Annotated in this window: 18 protein-coding genes; 16 read left to right on the top strand and 2 right to left on the bottom strand. The window is 40.5% G+C overall.

Going from position 1 to position 19,624, the window contains the following annotated elements; all coding sequences use genetic code 11:
• Positions 1-67 precede the first annotated feature (67 nt).
• From ATG70_RS15890 to ATG70_RS15845, 10 genes are all read left to right on the top strand, one after another.
• On the top strand, positions 68-784 hold the full coding sequence (locus tag ATG70_RS15890) for a MurR/RpiR family transcriptional regulator (RefSeq protein WP_179886302.1): 717 nt from the start codon (positions 68-70) through the stop codon (positions 782-784).
• 372 nt (positions 785-1,156) lie between these two features.
• Positions 1,157-4,765, top strand: a complete 3,609-nt coding sequence (locus ATG70_RS15885) for a pullulanase (protein ID WP_098445231.1) — start codon at positions 1,157-1,159, stop codon at positions 4,763-4,765.
• A 199-nt stretch (positions 4,766-4,964) separates the two neighbouring features.
• Complete coding sequence (locus ATG70_RS15880; protein ID WP_098445230.1) at positions 4,965-6,233, top strand: glycosyl hydrolase family 18 protein; 1,269 nt, start codon at positions 4,965-4,967, stop codon at positions 6,231-6,233.
• 210 nt (positions 6,234-6,443) lie between these two features.
• Entirely contained in the window at positions 6,444-6,971 is a 528-nt protein-coding gene (locus ATG70_RS15875) for a sigma-70 family RNA polymerase sigma factor (RefSeq protein ID WP_179886301.1), read from the top strand.
• Positions 6,972-7,661 (top strand): DUF6241 domain-containing protein, encoded by a 690-nt coding sequence (locus tag ATG70_RS15870; protein ID WP_098445228.1) that lies wholly within the window; start codon positions 6,972-6,974, stop codon positions 7,659-7,661.
• 39 nt (positions 7,662-7,700) lie between these two features.
• A complete protein-coding gene (locus ATG70_RS15865; protein WP_098445227.1) occupies positions 7,701-8,237 on the top strand; it encodes a DUF6241 domain-containing protein in 537 nt (178 codons plus the stop codon).
• A 26-nt stretch (positions 8,238-8,263) separates the two neighbouring features.
• A complete protein-coding gene (locus ATG70_RS15860) occupies positions 8,264-8,458 on the top strand; it encodes a hypothetical protein (protein ID WP_098445226.1) in 195 nt (64 codons plus the stop codon).
• A gap of 189 nt (positions 8,459-8,647) precedes the next feature.
• Complete coding sequence (locus tag ATG70_RS15855; protein ID WP_098445225.1) at positions 8,648-10,810, top strand: PAS domain-containing sensor histidine kinase; 2,163 nt, start codon at positions 8,648-8,650, stop codon at positions 10,808-10,810.
• A gap of 25 nt (positions 10,811-10,835) precedes the next feature.
• Positions 10,836-11,909, top strand: a complete 1,074-nt coding sequence (locus ATG70_RS15850; protein WP_098445224.1) for a plasmid pRiA4b ORF-3 family protein — start codon at positions 10,836-10,838, stop codon at positions 11,907-11,909.
• Between the two features lie 162 nt (positions 11,910-12,071).
• Positions 12,072-12,341 carry a hypothetical protein gene (locus ATG70_RS15845; RefSeq protein WP_098445223.1) on the top strand — a complete coding sequence of 90 codons (270 nt, stop codon included), beginning with the start codon at positions 12,072-12,074 and terminating at the stop codon, positions 12,339-12,341.
• A 58-nt stretch (positions 12,342-12,399) separates the two neighbouring features.
• On the opposite strand, the gene ATG70_RS15840 is transcribed toward ATG70_RS15845, so the two are convergent.
• A complete protein-coding gene (locus ATG70_RS15840) occupies positions 12,400-12,618 on the bottom strand; it encodes a DUF2922 domain-containing protein (protein WP_098445222.1) in 219 nt (72 codons plus the stop codon).
• Positions 12,619-12,663: 45 nt separating this feature from the next.
• Positions 12,664-12,882 (bottom strand): DUF1659 domain-containing protein, encoded by a 219-nt coding sequence (locus ATG70_RS15835; RefSeq protein ID WP_098445221.1) that lies wholly within the window; start codon positions 12,880-12,882, stop codon positions 12,664-12,666.
• Positions 12,883-13,193: 311 nt separating this feature from the next.
• Between ATG70_RS15835 and ATG70_RS15830 the strand changes: the two genes are divergently transcribed.
• The 6 genes from ATG70_RS15830 (at position 13,194) to ATG70_RS15805 (ending at position 19,623) form a co-directional block, all read left to right on the top strand.
• A complete protein-coding gene (locus ATG70_RS15830; protein ID WP_098445220.1) occupies positions 13,194-14,258 on the top strand; it encodes an acyltransferase family protein in 1,065 nt (354 codons plus the stop codon).
• Positions 14,259-14,536: 278 nt separating this feature from the next.
• Positions 14,537-15,538, top strand: coding sequence for a LacI family DNA-binding transcriptional regulator (locus tag ATG70_RS15825; protein WP_098445219.1), 1,002 nt, complete (start codon positions 14,537-14,539; stop codon positions 15,536-15,538).
• 201 nt (positions 15,539-15,739) lie between these two features.
• A complete protein-coding gene (locus ATG70_RS15820; RefSeq protein ID WP_098445218.1) occupies positions 15,740-16,495 on the top strand; it encodes a sugar phosphate isomerase/epimerase family protein in 756 nt (251 codons plus the stop codon).
• Between the two features lie 44 nt (positions 16,496-16,539).
• Positions 16,540-17,814 carry an extracellular solute-binding protein gene (locus ATG70_RS15815; RefSeq protein WP_098445217.1) on the top strand — a complete coding sequence of 425 codons (1,275 nt, stop codon included), beginning with the start codon at positions 16,540-16,542 and terminating at the stop codon, positions 17,812-17,814.
• A 52-nt stretch (positions 17,815-17,866) separates the two neighbouring features.
• Entirely contained in the window at positions 17,867-18,802 is a 936-nt protein-coding gene (locus ATG70_RS15810; RefSeq protein ID WP_098445216.1) for a carbohydrate ABC transporter permease, read from the top strand.
• Positions 18,802-19,623 carry a carbohydrate ABC transporter permease gene (locus ATG70_RS15805; RefSeq protein WP_098445215.1) on the top strand — a complete coding sequence of 274 codons (822 nt, stop codon included), beginning with the start codon at positions 18,802-18,804 and terminating at the stop codon, positions 19,621-19,623. The genes ATG70_RS15810 and ATG70_RS15805 overlap by 1 nt, the downstream gene beginning before the upstream one ends.
• The last annotated feature ends 1 nt before the right edge of the window (position 19,624 follow it).

Here is a 19,624-nt window from a genome sequence, read left to right as displayed (position 1 = left end):
TAGGAAATGGCGGTTGCTTGTTTTCGCTGCGCGAGTCAAGGAGCAAGGTGAAAGGAATGGAAGAGTTATGATTAAATTAGATACGAATCATCTCACAAAATTAGAAGAACAAGTGCACAGCAAGCTAGCGGATGTTGTCGCTACAAATGATAAGTTAAAAATTATCGATGCCGCCGACCTCTGTGACGTCTCTCCGTCAAAAGTATCGAAGCTCGTTCGGAAATTAGGCTTTGATAACTTTAAGCAGTATAAGCTCTATTTTAGCGGCCAGCAGATTCATACAGAAAAGAAAACGAAATCAAGTGAAATCGAGCGCTTGATGCAGTTTCTAGAAAACTTTGATCCTGTCCTTGTTGATGATTTTGTTTCGGTTTTTCAAAAGTATAAGAAGATTATTATCTACGGTTTGGGCCCGTCTTTTATTAGTGCGGAGTATTTTGGGTACAAGCTAACCATTTCTTCCGATAAAAATGTAACGGTGGCGCAAAGCGAGGACTTTGCGAGTCGCCTGGCGGATGAAGATACGCTTTTGATCGTTCTATCTGTGACAGGAAAGTTTTCTTCTTTTGAAAAGTTGTTTACTGAAACGAAGAAGAATGGTGCAACGATCATGCTGGTATTAGAGGAGTATGTGAACACATTAAACTCGATGGCAGATTATATTTTTTATTTATCAAAGTTTAATCAAGATAACAGCTTGCTGCCGTTTGAAAAAACGAGAACAGTGTTTTTTATTTTTATTGAAGAAGTGATTGCGAGGATTAGTGGGGGAAGATCGCAGTGACTTGGCGATAAATCTTGTTATGATCTCAAAACATACAATCATTAAGAGGAAGCAGTTCACTTAATCAAACGTTTGTTTAAGTGCACCGCTTCCTTTTCTTATGTAATAGATATGTACCCTGTTTTAAAAATCCCCTGACCAAACTCCTCGGCTTTTTAAGCCAATTCATAAAACCATTCCATTTTGATTAGCTAGTACCTAGTACATAATAACTATTTATTTTAAATGAGGAAATCAAATGAAAAAAATGAAAATATTGTGTTATGGTAAAAGAAGAAAGCGCTTTAATTAAGCCGTCTCTTTTTTAGTCTTTTGTGCAAACGTTTTCACTACTTACCTAGTAGAGATTTTTTAATCCAGAGGAGGAGATCTATGTTGAATGCAAGTCGATTAATGAAATTGCTCACTGTCATGTTAATGGTCTTAGGAGTATTTGCTACGCCACAGTACTCGAAAGCAGAGACATCTGTATCAGATGAGGCAGCCATACCTGAAGATCATATTCGTGTGCATTACCAGCGAGCCGATGATAACTATGAGGGATGGGGATTGCATTTATGGAATGCGGATGATGAAAATCCTGCAATTGACTATAGAGTTGATTGGGGAAATCCCGTCGCATTTGAACAGGAAACAAGCTATGGGATGTACGTTGATGTTCCAGTCAATGAAATTACGAATGGCTTGAATTTTATTGTACATAAAGGTGATCAAAAAGATACGTCTGATGATCGAACTTTCCCCACTTCTGGTGAGAGAGAATTTTGGTTAGTTCAAGGACAGGAAGAAGTTTATTTAGAAGAACCTGAATTGAGCACTCAGATTTCAAGTGCAACCATTACAGCCCAAAATGAGATTACTGGATTGCTGAATCGTAAGCCTGAAAGCCTAACCGTAGACGATGTAAAAGTGATTGACGGAGATGGAAAGCGTGTTGAGGTTGAAAAGCTTGAAAGTGAGGGGCAGAAGTTTGTTCTTACTATGGGTTCTGAACTCGATCTAACGCAAGCTTATAAAGTCGTTTACAACGAAAAAGAACAGCAGGCTCTAGTTGATTGGAAACTGGTAGATAAAGAGTTTGTTTATGATGGAAATGATCTTGGTGTCACGCTCCATGATAATGGGGAGGCGACGATTAAATTCTGGTCACCACCAGCAAGTTCTGTTTCTGTGCTTCTATATGACAAAGACGATCAGTCAAAATTAATCAAGAAAGATCTTGCGATGACGAAGGACGAGAAAGGTGTTTGGGAGGTTAAGCTTGATCAGTCGAACACTGGAATTGACGATTTAACAGGCTATTATTATCAGTTTGAGATCGATGTTTATGGTGAGACAGCGATTGGACTTGATCCTTATGCGAAATCGATGGCTGCTTCCACAGACGATGATGAAGATACCGTTGGAAAAGCGGCGATTATTAATCCTGCAACAATTGGTCCGAAGCTTGATTTTGCTTCCATTCCAGGATTTGAGAAGCGGGAAGATGCGATTATTTGGGAAGCGCACGTGAGAGATTTTACATCTGACCCAGATCTTGAATCTGAACTTGATGCTCAGTTTGGCACATTTAGCTCTTTTGCTGAAAAGCTGGATTACTTGAAAGAGCTTGGTGTTACGCACGTTCAGCTACTTCCAGTGATGAAGTATTACTTTGGAGATGAGCTCGAAAACGACGAGAGAGAACTTGACTACTCTTCTGAAGGAAACAACTATAACTGGGGATATGACCCGCATAGTTATTTTTCTCCATCAGGCATGTATTCCGAGCGTCCAGAGGATCCAGAAGCGCGCATTGCTGAATTAAAAGCGCTTATTAATGAAATTCATAAGCGTGATATGGGTGTTGTGCTTGATGTTGTGTATAACCACACGGCGCTCGTTAGCATTTTTGAAGATTTGATGCCTGGCTATTATCATTTCATGGATGAAGAAGGCAATCCGAAAACCGGATATGGCGGTGGAAAGCTTGGCACAACACATGAAATGACGAGAAAAATGATGATCGATTCAATCACGTACTGGGTAGATGAATTTAAAGTGGATGGTTTTCGCTTTGATTTGATGGGTGACCTTGATGCTGAAAGTGTTCAAATCGCTTACGATGAAGCGAAAAAATTGAATCCGAATTTAATTATGCTTGGCGAAGGGTGGAGAACGTTCGTTGGGGATGGAAACGATGAAAATGAAGTGATGCCAGCTGATCAGGATTGGATGGACCATACGGACAGCGCAAGCGTCTTTTCAGATGAAATTCGTAACGAATTAAAATCAGGCTTCGGAAGTGAAGGCGAACCCCGTTTCTTAACCGGCGGTGCCCGCGATATCGAGACAATTTTTAATAACATTAAAGGACAGCCAGGGAATTTTGTAGCTGATGATCCTGGTGACGTGGTCCAATATATTGCAGCACACGATAACTTAACGCTTCATGATGTCATTGCGCAGTCGATTAAGAAAGACCCTGCTGATCATGAGGAAGAAATTCAGGAGCGGATCCGTCTTGGGAATGCAATGATTATGACGAGTCAGGGTGTATCTTTCTTACATGCAGGGCAGGAATACGGTCGAACGAAGCAGTGGAAAGGCGAAGGGAAGCCAGAAGCAAAAGAAACGTATATGGTAGATGAGGACGGCGAGCCGTTCGAGCATCCCTATTTTATTCACGATTCTTATGATTCCACTGACGCGATTAACATGTTTGACTGGAGCGCCGTAACAGAAGACGGCATTCAGAAGGAAACAATGACTTATACGAGTGGGTTAATCGACTTAAGAAAATCAACAGACGCTTTCCGACTTGGTACAAAAGAGTTAGTCGATGCGAATGTTCAACTAGTCGATGCGCCTGAGATGAAAGACACCGACTTAACAATTGGGTATAAAAACGTTTCAACAGATAAAACCGGCACGTACTACGTGTTTGTGAATGCTGATGACGAGAAAAGAACGCTAACGCTTGAAGAAGATATAACGAAAGGTCAAGTGCTTGTTGACGATGATGAAGCTGGTGTGAAGAAGGTTTCAGACCCTTCTGGATATGAGTTAACAAAGAATAGCATTCAGCTTGATCCATTAACGACTGTGATTGTAAAAGTCGATAGTGAAAAGGTAGTTGATAAGCGCCTTTCTGGTAAGGATCGTTATGAAACTGCCATCGAGATTTCAAAAGAAGGCTGGGAGCAGGCAGATACAGTGGTCATCACACGTGGCGATGGTTTTGCTGATGCACTTGCGGGAGCACCGCTTGCCTATAAATATGATGCCCCAATTCTACTGACAGAAAGTCATACTATGAATCGCGATATTCAGAAAGAGATTAAGAGACTTGGCGCCTCCAAAGCCATTGTTCTCGGGGGTAACAGCGCTATCTCAAGTTATGTGAACTATCAGTTGAAGGGTCTAGGATTGAAGGTAGAGCGTATTAGTGGAGAGGACCGTTTCGAAACGGCTGCGAATATCGCGGCTCGTCTCGATGGCGATCCTAAGAAAGCCATTGTCGCAAATGGACTTAGTTTTCCTGACGCACTTGCCATTGCGCCTTATGCGGCGAAAAATGGCTATCCTATTCTTTTAACAGAAAAAGATGAGTTACCAAACGATACAAAACACGTTCTAGAAGGCTTTGATGACAGTATCGTTGTAGGGGGCAAGGCAGTTGTGACAGAAGAAGTAATGGATCAACTTCCTGGTGCTGATCGAATTGGTGGAGCGGACCGATTTGAAACGGCTGCTAATGTCGCCTTATTAAATGAATCCTCAAATACGGCTTTCGTCTCCACAGGAATGGAGTTTGCCGATGCGCTAGCTGGTTCTGTTCTTGCAGCGAAACGTGATGCGGTGTCGTTGTTAGTGATGTCTGACGAAGTGCCTGCTGCTACTGAGAAAGTATATGATGAGTTAGGAATTAATCAGCTTTATGTGCTTGGTGGAGAGTCAGCGGTAAGTGAGAAAGTGAAGAAGCAGTTATTGGAGAAGTAGAATGGTAGAGAAGCTCAGGGCGACCTGGGCTTTTTTGGTTGGATAGTTTGGATAGTGCCTGTCACCACCCGATCTGTGTAACTATTTGTCGAAGGGGTGATAGGGTTTATAATCAATTAGGTTTCTGGCTTATTCATGAACACCTCTATCCCCAAATACACTAACAGTAAAGCCTGCTGCATATTTGGGAGGAGATTCGATGGCGGTTCATACGGTGGTAAGTGGGGATAATCTCTGGCGTATTTCATTGGCCTATGGTGTGCCGATTTCAATAATACAGAAGGTGAACGGACTTGTGTCTGATCGACTTGTTCTAGGATTAAACCTGTATATCCCGGATCAGGCTCTACCTGAACGATTTTATCAGCTTAAACAGGGCGACACGTTTTGGAATCTCTCTCAACAGTATAAGACTTCCGTTCAAGCAATTGTTGAAGCTAACCCGGCGTTGAATCCGACGGCTCTCCTGGTCGGCGCGAGAATTAGGATTCCAACTATGCAAAAATATCAGATGGAAACGCTCGTCTTTTTTGATGCGATTGAAGGTTCTCCTTATGTAGAAACATTGAACAACCTGAGCGATTCGATTACTTATTTAGCAGTGTTCACGTATTCTTTTACGGAAGAAGGAGAGCTACTTCCAATCAATGATGACGCGATTTTAAAACAAGCAAAAGCGCTGGACATCAAGCCTCTACTAGTTATCAGTAATTATGACGTTCAAATGTTCAGTGCTGAGTTAGCTGATAGTGTGCTTCAAAATAAGGAAAGAAGAGCAACGCTCGTTCAAAATCTCGTAAGAACAGTAAAGGAAAAAGGATATGCAGGGGTTAGCGTTGATTTCGAATTTGTGCCACCAGAGAGGCGAAGTGATTTTACGTCATTTTTAAAAGAGCTAAAGAAGGAGCTTGGCAATCTGACGCTCCAACTTAATGCGCACGCGAAAAGCAGCGATTTGCCAACAAATCGACTGGTTGGCTTTCTAGATTATCGAGCCGTAGGTGAGATCGTGGACATCGTTTCGGTGATGACGATTGACTATGGCTATGCGATTGGTCCACCGGATCCGATTGCCCCCGTCTGGTGGGTGGAAGAGATGTTAATGTATGCGACGAGTCAGATAAACCATCGCAAAGTAATGATGGCAATGAGTCTTTACGGCTATGATTGGTCACTGCCAGCGCAGGAGAAGCCAGCTGAAATGATTTCGGTGCAAAATGCGCAAAATCGTGCGATTAACGGGTGGCTTCCTATTCAATACAACGAGATAGCCCAAGCGCCAACTTACAGCTATAACTTGAGCGGTAAGGAACACGTGGTGTGGTTTGAAGACATTCAAAGCATCAAGGAGAAATACAAACAAATGCAAGCCTATGATTTGCTGGGGGCTACTTATTGGCGATTGCGGTTTCCGTTTCCGCAGAACTGGGCGTATGTGGAGAAGAACATGCAGGTTTTGAAAGGTTAAACAAACGTTTGATTAATATCCTATAAGTATGATCACACGCGAAAAATCACAAAAAGCGCTCGTGCTTTCTGTGATTCTTTTTTGTGTTATAGTTTTGAAGCTAAACCATTTTACGGTAAATTTGGTTGTTATCCATTATAAAATAAACTTTTTGAACCGATTGTGGGAAGTAGGTCGTCTATCATACAGGGAAATCCAGGGGGGAGCTCGTTGGGGGAGAAAATTAGAGAGAATGAGTTTGAAAGAAATGAATTAATCAGGGAGTTGATCGATGATTTTGCAGAGCCGATCAAGCGCCTTGCTTTTACATATGTGAAAAATTGGACGGTGGCTGATGACATTACCCAGGAAGTATTTATTTCTTGTTTTAAAAACATCGACCGTTTTAGGGGAGACAGCAGTTATAAAACTTGGTTATTTAAAATTACCGTCAATCGGTGCAAAGATTATTTGAAGAGTAAGTGGTTCAGGTCGATGATTCCTTTTCGCGGGGACGAAAATTTGAAGGTAGGCACTGGACTTGATGAGATTCTCGTGCAAAAAAGCGAAGGGCAAGAGATTTCCCAGAAGGTGCTTTCGCTATCAGTAAAATATCGAGAAGTGATCATTTTATTTTATTATGAAGATTTAAGTCTTCAAGAAATAGAAGAGCTAACAGGGATTAAAACAGAGACGATCAAAACGAGATTAAGGCGTGCTAAATTGCAACTTCGTGAGCTTTATAAGGAGGTTGAGTAGATGGAGGACAAGCTGAAAAATCTTCGTAAGGATATGAATGAGACGGTTTTGAAGAAGGGTGAGGTGAGTGAGGAGGAGAAGGAGCGGATTTATTATAAGGTAATTAAAAATAGTGAAACTAAGAAAAAGACAAATCGACTGGTACCAGTCCTATCTATCGTCTCTTGCTTTATTCTGCTTGTTCTCTTCTCTGCCTATGGGTATTCAAATTATGTCATGAAAAGCAATATTAGTGTTAAGGGAAGCAACGAAAAGAAGACTGGAATGAGTGAAGTTATTGATCCTGAAAAAAGTGAAACACTTGACGGAGAACGGTTGCCGTTGTTTCCATCAGAAAAAGAACCAACTCACAATCCTGAGTCAATTCCAACAGAATTGCAGTTCATGAATTATATTCACGGGATGACCCATCAAAAAGTACAGGCTGAAGAAAAGTGGAGCCTTTATGAAATGAATGATAAGAACATCTCCAATTTGTTGAATACTTTAGAAAAAATCAAGGATCAGCAAACTTATGAACATTATGATTTCTATTACGAGACACTAATTCAATGGAAGAAAGGAAATTTCGAAAACGCTGTAGATGTACACAACAAAATCTGGAGATGGAGTGGCGGATCAACTGGAAAAGCAACAAGGTTGTTGACTGATGAAGAGGAACAAGAATTTATATCACAGTATTATAAGTAAATATCACATTAATTAAAAATATAAGGAGCTGTCCAAAACATGCCATCTATTAAAACAATACTCATTTCAATCCTATCCATTGTCCTTTTAACTCTTGGGCTTGGCTATTGGTTTATCTCAGATATGAATACGAGTTTACTAGAAGAAAAAGACGTAAGTGAAGCGTCCGATGAGGGCTCAGATGAGGCGGCAGAGGGAATTGATCAGGAACGCTATATTGATGAGGGGTCAAATTCCACAGCGAATGAGGATATTCCGAGTGAGAAACATTTTATGAACACGCTTCACGGAATGACGCATCAAAAAGTTTATGCAGAAGAGAAATGGACGCTCGTTGAAATGACCGATGCGCGTATTGCCGACATGCTTGCCATTCTGGATCAAGTCGAAGGTACGGGAGAGTATGAACATTACGATTTATATGAGCAAGCGTTAATGAAATGGAAAAACGGAAATTTTGAAAACGCAGTTTACGTTCATAACGAGCTCTGGAGCTTGAAAAACGGATCAATTGGAAAGGCGAGTCGGTTATTGTCTGCAGATGAAGAGCAGGCATTTGTTGAGGAGCACTACTAAAAGCGTATGAAAGGATTGAGCGAATAATGATGAAATTAGAAGTTGCCGAAACAGAGAAGTCCGTTTTTTTAGATGGATTACGATTGTGGTATAACAAACAAAGCGGTGCCATTCACTTGAAAGTTCCAGGAGTGAAGGAACTTCATTACGTGAAAAAAGGTTCGGATCTCTATGAGCCATTGCTTAAAGAGGTTAAGCGAGTTTCTGATACAGACCGTTAAGTTGACGTTAAACAAACGTTTGATTAATCGCTTCGTATGTAGGCAGAGTGCCCGCTATCTCTAAGTTAATAGAAGGAAAAAGTAAACCGCTTTAGTCAGCGGTTTATTTCTTTTGTGAAGCCTTACATCAATTATAAAATATGAGATAATAAAAGGAATGAAATCCAAATTTTGGAGGGTGTGGGCGCTGTGAGTTATGAAAAATATTATGGTAGAATTCCCCTCCCGTTATTCGTAGTAGATTTAGAGGGCGCTGTGATTTACTGTAACGAAGAAGGGAAAAAGATTCTTCCGAAACATGATGATAAAGAAAGTTATCGTATTGATCAGATATGGATGATTGAACATTCTGCTCGACAATTTATGAATGAACTCAATTGTTCTTCAATAGAAAACTCGGTCGAAGTCACCTTCACTTCGGTTTTGGACGAGGAAGCGCATCTTATTGAAATTTCCTATTTGGAAGAAAATCTTATGCTTTTCGTTTGTATCAAAACATTAACCTCGAATCATGAAGAAAATATGAAGCAAGAGTTGAGTGAACTACACTTTAAACATGATTTTCTAATTGCTGAAAACCCGGACGGTATTATTTTTGTTGACCAGGATGGACATATTACCGATATTAATCAATCTCTTCAATTTATGATTGGTTATGAAAGATGTGAAATCATCCATACATATGAACAGAATATTTCATTTCAAGAATTAAAAAGAATAAAATATTATACGAACAAAGCATTACGAGGAAAAGCACAAGTCTATGAAACAAGCATTACTCATAAAAATGGGGATCTAATCTATATCGAAGTTAAAACGATTCCAATTAAAATTCATCAGTCGTACATCGGTGCCTATAACATTTTAAAAGATATTACTGCTTACAAATCGGCACAGCAAGAAGCGTTTAAACAAGAAGAACTTCTTCGTTCTCTCATCAACTCTATGCCGGAATTTGTTGTTTATCAAGATCATGATGGCCAGATACTAGAGATGAACCAATATGCGAAGAAACTTTTTAACTTAGAAGGACAGGATGTAGTAGGCAAAACGTTTGCTGAAATTGGGAGTGCGAAGTGGGATGCGATTCCCCTTTTAAAAGAGGCGTTTCCTTCTGAGCTGACAAAGGACAATGCATCTAATATTCAATTCGAACATCAGCTTTTACATAATGGAGAAGAACGAACGTTTGATATTGTCAAAGCAACCGGTCCTTTAGGCGAAGGAGAACGAGGTTATCTGATTTCGATTGGTCGGGATAGCACACATCGGAAGAAGGTAGAAGAAGATTTAATTGAAACGAAAGAGCTTTTGGAGTCAATTTTTTCAAATAGTGCAGACGGAATTTCTGTAATTACCTTAAATGGAGAAGTGTTAAAAACGAATTTGGCATTTCAACGACTTTATGGGTATTCTGAAGAGGAAATGCCCCGTCAAATGATTGAGCTCTATCCTGATGGAAATCGCGATGAAGCAAAGTCTATTTGTGATACGGTGACAAGTGGCAAAGAGATCATTGGTTATGAAGCCGTTCGAAAGCATAAAGATGGCAGGTTATTGGAGGTTAGCGTAACGTACTCTCCGCTTAGAGATCAGGAGGGAAATGTACTCGCGATCTCAGCGTTTACGCGGTATATCGGTGATCGAAAACGAACAGAAGAGTTGTTGATTCGTTCCGAAAAGCTTTCGGTTATTGGACAACTCGCAGCCGCAGTGGCCCATGAGGTTCGGAATCCATTAACGGCAGTGAAAGGATTTATTCAACTATACAAAGGGAAAATTGATGGGAAGATTCACGAGTTGATGCTGTCTGAGATGAATCGAATCGAGAACATCATTTCAGAGTTTTTATCCCTTGCAAAGCCTCAAGCTGTCACCTATCAGCAGGCAAATGTCACAACACTTATTTGTGATACGTTATCGATTATGAACTCGCAAGCGCGTATAAACAATGTATGTATTAAGAAAGACCTTCAAGAAGCACTTGATCTTGTGGAGTGTGAAGTGAATCAAATCAAACAGGTCTTAATTAATCTGATTAAAAATGGAATTGAATCGATGCCTGATGGAGGAGAGTTAACGATTCAAACGAGTCAAGAAGGCGAGACATTTCGGATAGCTATCTCCGATCAGGGTGTAGGCATTTCGAAAGAACGTCTAAAACATCTAGGTGATCCCTTCTTCTCGAATAAGGAAGCTGGCACAGGATTAGGATTAGTGGTTTGCTATAAAATCGTTCACGAGCACGGTGGACGGATTGAGTTCGATAGTGAACTAGGAGTGGGAACAACTGTTAGTGTGTTGTTGCCTTTAAAGCCTTTAAAGGTGCCTGTCACCACCCGGGATTTGTAAGTATTTGTCGATAAAGGAGCTAACTATGTTAATTCAATGCACTAAGAAATTATTGCAAGAATTAAAGGTTGATGTTGTGACGGAGGTGGATGAAGATCCGCTACATTCCTGGCATGCTAACTTGATTAAACTTGGTCGTAAGAAGGTTGTGGTTTTTACGAATGACCAAAACCGCTATGCGATTGTGCTATACGGTGTTAAAGCAAAAGATCTGAAGAAGTTGGACGAACTGCTGCTAGAAGGAATGGAACGAGCGTTTGAAGCAGAAGGGATTAAGCAGGAGATCATTGATCAATTGATTCAGAACGCAGGAAAGACCTCTTATGCAAAAACAAAAAATCCGACAACGGTTGCCCGTTTAAACAAAGCTTGTGAAAATGTTGAATTTGGTGAAGATATGATTGATCCTGACTCGCTGTTTCAAGAGGAGTTGAGTCAGTGGGTTAGTAGTATGATGTATGGCGACGGAAAAAATAGCTACATTCATCCAAATGAGGAATTATATAAGGATCTAGAGAAACTTTCTGGAGCCCCGATTTTTAATACGGAGGCCGTTGAATTAAAAGTAACACTCGAACTTAGGGATTATACGATTTGGCGAAGGTTAAGGATTCCGACGAATACGACTTTCTCCCACTTTCATCGCATCCTACAAGCTGCATTCGGATGGATGGATAGCCATCTTCATGATTTTATGATTTACTCGACTGAAAATGAGCTGCCACTCGTGAACTTAGTCAGCAGTACCCATGCCTTTGAATTTCAAGGAGAGACAACAATGGTTCTAGAGTCAGGGAAGAAACTTTCGGATTACTTGCCTTCGCAAATGGTGTATACGTATGACTATGGCGATTACTGGGTGCATAGGATTGAGGTTGAAAAAATTATTGAAACCGCTCATTCGAATGTTCCAGTCTGTCTTGATGGAGAAGGTAGTGCCCCTCCAGAAGATGTTGGTGGAGAAGGCGGCTTTGAGGAATTTCTCCATATTATTCGTGATCCTATTCATTCTGACTATGAGCATATGGTGAGCTGGGGTGCCGCCCAAGGGTATGAGCCGTTTGATCGGGATGAAGTTAATTTTTGGTTGAAGAAATAAATCATTAGAGCAAGAACAATGTCCGTAGGTATTTAATTAACACACTGTTTAGAGCATCACTGGGGAATTTCTAGTGATGCTTTTTATAAATGATAAAAGCGCCCTTTAGTAGTGTAGTTATTTCCATATTATGTTAATGTTAATAGAGAGTGAGGGGGGCATATGAAAATAAAACGAGACAGTGGGATTAAAGTTGCTGCTTTCCTGGTAGGCTGGTTCATCCTTATCTTTGGAACGATCGCCGGCATCATTGTTTGGAATATTTCTTTATCCTGGTCTAATGGTTTTGTTATGATCATGACTAGTTTTTTCTTTGAAGTCATCCTCCTTGGACTGTCTCAAATCATGACTTATCAAGAACTGCAATTAGATGAAATGGAAGAACTAAAAATTATTGTGAAAGAGCGTACTAAGAATGAGGGGGCCAGCTGATCTCTTCCTTTTTTGCACGGACGAAAGAGGAAGGACAATTGCCCTTCCTCAGTATCAATTAGCCAATGATAATGTCGTTTTCGTTTCGTTCAATGATGCGCGCGCCTTTCTTAGCCACAACATCACCGCCGCTTGTTGTGAAGCAGTTTTGCATGATGATCGCATCCATTGCTGCGGCAATGGTTACTGGATTGACGGGTTCAACTGGATCAGCCAGTGTGATGGAAAATGGTTTGTTGTCACGAGTATTGAATTGAAGTTCAAGTGTTTTCGCCATAGTGGGGTACCTCCTTTCTTAGTAATGGAACTGCTCTTTTTTTGCCTATGCCTGAAGATCCGATGAGTCATTGCGTTCGACTGCAAATAAGTTGTGCTGTTGAAGCGGCGCTAGCGCTAATGCGATCGCGAAGAGCGCATCAGGCGTAGCGGATGTTTTCACGTTGTTGAAGTTCTTACTACGAAAGATTGACTTGCCGTTTTCATCAACGCCTACTTCAAGAACAAGGCGAAGCTGCGTATCCATGAGAGATGCTGTTGCCATGTTTATTACCTCCTTTCACTCTATATATCGATTGGAAAGAGCGAAAAGGGGCATTGTAGGAGAAAAAATTAGTGGTGCCTGTCACTTGTCGGTATTTGTTAGCGAGTGCCTGTCACTCCCGGTAACTCCCCGGTAATTGTCGAAGGGAATTTGTTCGTGGCTTGCTCATGTTATTTTGGGGAAATGAATTCTTTGTAAGGATCATGTTAGCTCTATTAATCTTTTGTAAAGAATAGCCATTCTCACTCCACAGAGAGAAGGACATCCTTATAATAGAAGTATCAAACCAAACCAAAACGGGATGTGAGCTCATGCAGAAAGCGAATCGAGGTCATAAAGAAATCATTTTTCTAAGTGCGATTACTTGTTTGTTTCTAATACTCGTTCATGTTTCGGAACAGTTTTTCTTCGGAGAAAAACAGCCGTTGAATGAAATTAGTTCCATTCCATATCAACTCACTCAAATTGGCATCGCGATGTTTGCGGTGATCGTTGGGTTATATTTATTTGAAAAATCGGGGAATAAGAAAAGAGAGAAGCCGTTAAATTCTTTTGAGGTTTCAAAAGTTGTTCTTTTATTCGCTCTCTGGAGCCTTTTCTATCTTGTTCTTTTAAAAATCGTAATGAATGCAGAGATGTTTACCGGGTGGAAAGATTCTTTCTTTCATATTGCGATGGGTAATTCCTTTTACCATTTGTTTTTTATTTCAGTCGTTCTGCAATTTCTTCTCATTTTTCCTGTGCTGAAACTTGTTCAATCTAAACTCGGTTGGTCGCTTTTAGTGGTTCTTTCTGGAGTGATTCATTACTATTTTCTATCTCCTGAATTAACTGGAGAAAATGAATTTTTTGCACAAGAGGGTTTGCTGTTGAAGTGGATTTTCTTCTTTGTATTTGGAGGTCTCTTAGCTCGTCACTGGGATGGTGTACAGAGCTTTCTGAATAAGTTTAATCAATTAGGATTTATCACATTAATTGGATTCATTGGTTTCCAGACTTTGTATTATTTCATGTATGGCTCTATTTTTCAGCAAGAATGGTCTCTGATGATCACAGTGCCGATCATCATGATGTCATTACTCGGAATCTATCATTCCGTTAGAAAAGTGGTACTGCTTGATATTTTCTTTCATTCTATCGGTGAAAACACTGTAGGACTCTACTTTGTCTACCCACTGATTATTTTCACTTATTCGAGCATCTTACCAGATGCTATGTGGCATAAAGAATATTTTGTTCTTGTTTTCACATTAGTGCTCGGAACTTCTGTTTTCGTTAGTAAGGCAGCAAAGCTATTTTTATTCAACATTAGAGGGATGAAAAGTCCCTTTGCTAAAACGAAAATGATGAGTCAGCAGGAACTTCGAATTAATTAAACGTTTGATTAATGAAATAGAATAATTAAAGGGAGTCCATTGCGTTTTACTTAATGGACTCTTTTCTATGTTGTCTTTCTCTGTTGAAAAATCTAAAAATAAATAATTTTCAAAAAACATTGAAATTCATCAAAATCTTCTCTATAATGAGCATCAACGAAAGTAATCGACTAATGAAAATGTAATCCATTACATTTTAGCTTGTATTCTTTGCCAAAGCCATTTATAGTTTGAAATAAGACAAGTATATTTATTTTAAACATTAGGAGATAATTGAAATGGCAAATATGACAGACGTGGCAAAACTTGCAAGTGTTTCGACAGCGACTGTGTCGAGAGTGATTCAGAACCCTGAAGCCGTGAAAGAGAAGACACGAGTAAAGGTGCTTCAGGCAATTGAAGAGCTTAATTATCAGCCGAATATTTTAGCGCGTTATTTTAGAAGGACTGAAACGAAAACCATTCTTGTAGTGGTGCCCTCAATTGCGAATAATGTTTTTCCGCAAATGATTGCAGGTATAGACCTTGTTGCAAATCAGTATGGATACAAGGTTTTGCTTGGCAATACCTATCAAGATCCTGAAAAAGCATACAGTTACATTGAAGAGCTAAAGCAGAAACAAGTGGATGGCATGATTTTATTAACGACAAGGCTTGATAATGACGTGATTACAGACATTGCTGAACGCTATCCCGTTGTGCTAACTTCAGATTTTATTGAAGGATTAAATGTTCCGACAGTAGCGATCGATAATATTAGTAGTTCTCGTGAAGCAGTGGAACATTTAGTTCAACTCGGCCATAGTCGAATCGGAATGATTACCGGACCGCTAAACAGTTTGCTTAGTAGAGATCGTTTAAAAGGTTATCGACAAGCGCTTTTTGCGAATGAAATCGCGATTGAAGGCGTGCTGATCCAGGAAGGGGACCACACGTATGAGTCAGGATATAACCAGATGAATAAGTTTCTGGCATTGGAGGACCCGCCGACTGCTATTTTTGCTGCGAATGATAGTATGGCGATGGGGGCGATCAAGGCAGTAAAAGACCAGAACATGAAAGTACCGGAAGATGTTGCGGTTGTGGGTTTTGATAACATACAGTTCTCAAAAATCTTTGAACCAGCGCTTACTACAATTGCGCAGCCTTTAATGGAAATGGGAAAACGATCAATGGAGCTTCTATTGAAACAAATTAAAGGTGAACCGTTAACGAAGAAACAGCTCGTTCTAGATACAAAACTGATTGTTCGAGATTCGTGTGGTGCGAAAGAGGTTTAGTCGTAACGACGAACCTATGCACTAAAATGATATCGTTTACATTTTTAGGGGAAGCTTATTGCTTGTTTTATGAATGTTTTAACCAAGCTATCTATTAAAAAATGTAATCCATTACATTTTACAATTAACTATTTTCAGGAGGTGAAGGGGCTAGCCGTTCAGTTCAGTAAGTTCATTCAATTTTAAAAAGGGGAGAATAGCATGGCAAATATACCTGTTGCAGTACAGATGTACACGTTGAGAGAGGAAAGTGAGAAAGATTTTGCGGGGACTTTGAAAAGGGTGGCCGACATTGGTTATCAAGGCGTAGAGTTTGCTGGATATTATGATATGACTCCGAAGGAATTGAGAAAGCTGATTGATAGTCTTGGACTTAAAGCGGCATCAAGCCATATTCCTCTTGATGCGTTAAAGAGCGATTTGAGTCAGGTCATAAAGGCTCAGCATGATCTCGGGAGTCACAAAGTTGTTTGTCCATTTCTAGCACCTGAGCTACGTAATGAAAAAGGGTATGCAGAGCTGATTCAAACTTTGAATGATGTTGGAAAGGAATGCGCGAAAGAAGGTCTTTCGTTATGCTATCACAATCATGATTTTGAATTAGAGCGTTTTTCGAGCGGGAAAACAGCCCTTGAAACGATTTTTGATGAAACGAATCCGGAATGGGTAAATGCAGAATTTGATATTTATTGGCTAACACGTGCTGGCGAGAATCCGGTTGATTGGATGAAGCGATATCAAGATCGCACACCTCTTGTTCATCTAAAGGATATGACAACGGATGGCGAGCAGTTCTTCGCTGAACTTGGGACAGGTGGGGTTGATCTTAATGCCGTTCTTCATCAAGGTGATCAGTCGAATGTTGACTGGTGGATTGTTGAACAGGATAAATGTAAACGCTCTCCTTTTGAAAGTATTGAAATGAGTTTGAACTATTTCCTTAGCAAGCATTCATAAATTGTTTCTTACTAATCATGACTACTAAATAAGGGGGATAAAGCATGAAGAAAGTAACGGCTTTATTATCGGTTATGGTGTTGTTGCTGTTAGCCGCGTGTGGGGGAAATCAAGGTGCTTCAGGAAATGCGGATAGTGGAGATGAGAAAGTCATTGAGGTTTGGCACATTGAAACAGGTGAACGGGAAAAACTTTTTCAGGAAGTCGCGAAACAGTTTGAAGAAGATCATGATGGCGTAAAGGTAAAGTTGCTTCAAACGCCTAATGATGCGTATAAACAAAAACTGGCTGTTTCAATGTCAGGGGGCAACCCGCCGGACGTATTCCAGAGCTGGGGTGGCGGTTGGTTGAAGCATTTCGTTGATCAAGGAAATGTGCAAGATATTACAGAAAATGTGGATCAAGATCATTACTTAGAAATGGCGTTAAATAATGGAACTTTCGATGACAAGGTGTATGGTGTTCCCCTAGGGTTATCACTGGATGTGATTTTTTATAACAAAGAAATCTTTGAAAAGTATAATCTTGAGGAACCAAAAACATATGAAGAATTTACTGAAATTATCAAGACATTGAAAGAAAATGACGTTACACCGCTTGCTTTAACGAATAAAACAAAGTGGCCGGGAGCGTATTATTTAATGAACTTTGCCAGTCGTATTGGTGGTCCTGACTTATTTGAAAGCGCATTCAATCGAGAGGGACGCGGGTTTGATGATCCAGCTTATGTGGAAGCGGGCGAATACATTCAAGAACTCGTCAAAATGGATGCTTTTAACGAGGGCTTTAATGGTATTCCTTATGATGAAGGTCGCGGTCGTCAGCTCATGTATTCTGGTCAGGCTGCTATGATGGATATGACGATTTCTTTTCTAAATAACGTCAGAGAAGAAGCGCCGCAGTTCGAAGATCAACTTGGTTTCTTTGTGTTCCCAACAATTGCTGGTGGGGAAGGAAATGAAACACAGGTCGGTGGAGCTACAGGGCCTGTTTGGTCAGTAGCAAAAGAATCTAAAAATCCTGATTTAGCTGCTGAATTTATTCAGGCGCTAACTAGTAAAGAAGCAGCACAGAAATTCACGGATCGTACAGGAACGCTTGCTGCCGTGAAGGATGTTGTGCCAGAGGATGAATTTGTTAAACAGTTCTATGATGTCGCGCAAAATGCCTCCCATATTCAAATGCCTTATGATCAAACGCTTCCTCCAGAGCTTGCAGAACTTCATAAAGATACAACTCAGGCACTATTCGGCCTATCGATGACGCCAGAAGAAGCTGCTAACAAAATGGAAGCAAAGGCGGAAGAGCTGCTTGAATAAGTGAAAGAGGGGGCTCCCCTCTTTCTTATCTACAGAAGGGAGAACATGAAGCATGGAAACAGTTGAGGTGACGAGAAGCAGCGAGACGACGGCTGTCCGTCAAGTAAAGAAGAAGAATATGAGGAAAGCGGTCACGATAAGTCTGTTCACTGCACCAGCGCTAATTGTTTACTTGGTCTATGTCGTCTACCCGATTCTATCTACCTTGAGCTATAGCTTTTACAGTTGGGATGGCACAAGTGATAAGACGTTCATTGGTCTTGATAATTATGTCCAATTATTTCACGATGCAATTTTTTGGACCTCACTTACGAACAATGCATGGGTAATCATTACATCTGTTTTTGTTCAAATTCCACTTGGGATGATCATGGCTTTAATGTTATTTGCACCAATTCGAGGAATTCGGCTATTTAGCAGTGTGTATTTCCTCCCGTTCTTGATGTCGACGGTAGCGATCGGTTTGCTGTGGGTTTATATGTTCGACCCGATTAACGGCATTATTAATCAGCTTATTAATTTTCTTGGATTTGAGAATGTGGCATGGCTGAGTGATGAAAATACGGCCTTAATTGCGATTCTACTCGTTGTTGTCTGGCAATTCTCGCCTTTCTATATGATTCTTTTCAAAGCCGCTATGGTTGGGATTGGAGAAGAACTCTATGAATCTGCGGAAATTGATGGAGCGAATTCGTGGCAGAAGTTTTTTCATATTACTTTGCCGCTACTTATGCCGACCATTGTTAGTTCATCCATCCTGGCGATAGTAGGTTCATTGAAAGCATTCGATATCTTCTACATTATGACCGGCGGTGGACCAAACCATGCGACGGAGTTAATGGGAACTTACATGTTCAAACAGGCTTTTATCAACTTTAATATGGGCTATGCAAGTGCGATTGCGTTTATTATGTTTTTGATCGCGCTCGTCGTTACAATCCTGATCCAAGTTGTTGATTATAATCGCAAGAAGAAAGGAGCTTTCTAATGGTCCAATCACTCAGAAAGGTGCCTTTATATTTAATCGGTTTGGTGCTACTCGTATTCACCGGCTATCCGTTTGTTTATATGATTTCGACTTCGTTAAAAGATCAGAGCACATTCTTTGAGAGACCGTTTGCCATTTTTACATCGATTGAATGGGGAAACTACGCGGACGTTTTTCAGATGGGCTTAACGCGTTATTTCTTGAACAGTATTATGGTGTCGGTAGCAGCAGTCGTGGCTGTGATGTTGATTGCAGCGCTTGCAAGCTATCCATTAAGCAGAATGAATTTTCGTTTTAATCGTGGCCTCTTTCTCCTCTTCATCTCGGGAATGATGCTTCCGATTCATGCGACGCTGATTCCAATCTTCAAACTCTCTCAAAATATGGGGTTATATGATTCATTACTAGCGTTGCTTGGTCCGTACATTGCCTTCAGTCTACCCATTTCTATTTTTATTTTAACGCAGTTTATGCAGGAAATTCCGAAGTCATTGGAAGAAGCAGCGAAGATCGATGGATGCTCTCATTTCGGTATCTTCTGGCGCATTATTCTTCCGATGTTAACCCCCGCCCTCATGACGGTTTTTATTTATAACTTTATCCATCTTTGGAACGAATTTATCTTTGCGCTAGTCCTCATTTCGAGTCCTGAAAATATGACACTTCCACTTGGATTACAAGATTTCTACGGGGAGTTCTCAGTTAATGTGCCTGGTTTAATGGCGGCATTAACACTTGCTAGTCTACCAATGCTCGTCGTATATCTGTTCTCGCAAGAAAAAGTGGTGAAGGGACTAACAGGCGGTGCTGTTAAAGGATAAT

The organism is Bacillus sp. es.036, assembly GCF_002563635.1.
Lineage (GTDB): Bacteria > Bacillota > Bacilli > Bacillales > Guptibacillaceae > Guptibacillus.
This window is presented reverse-complemented; position numbering and strand designations above follow the sequence as displayed.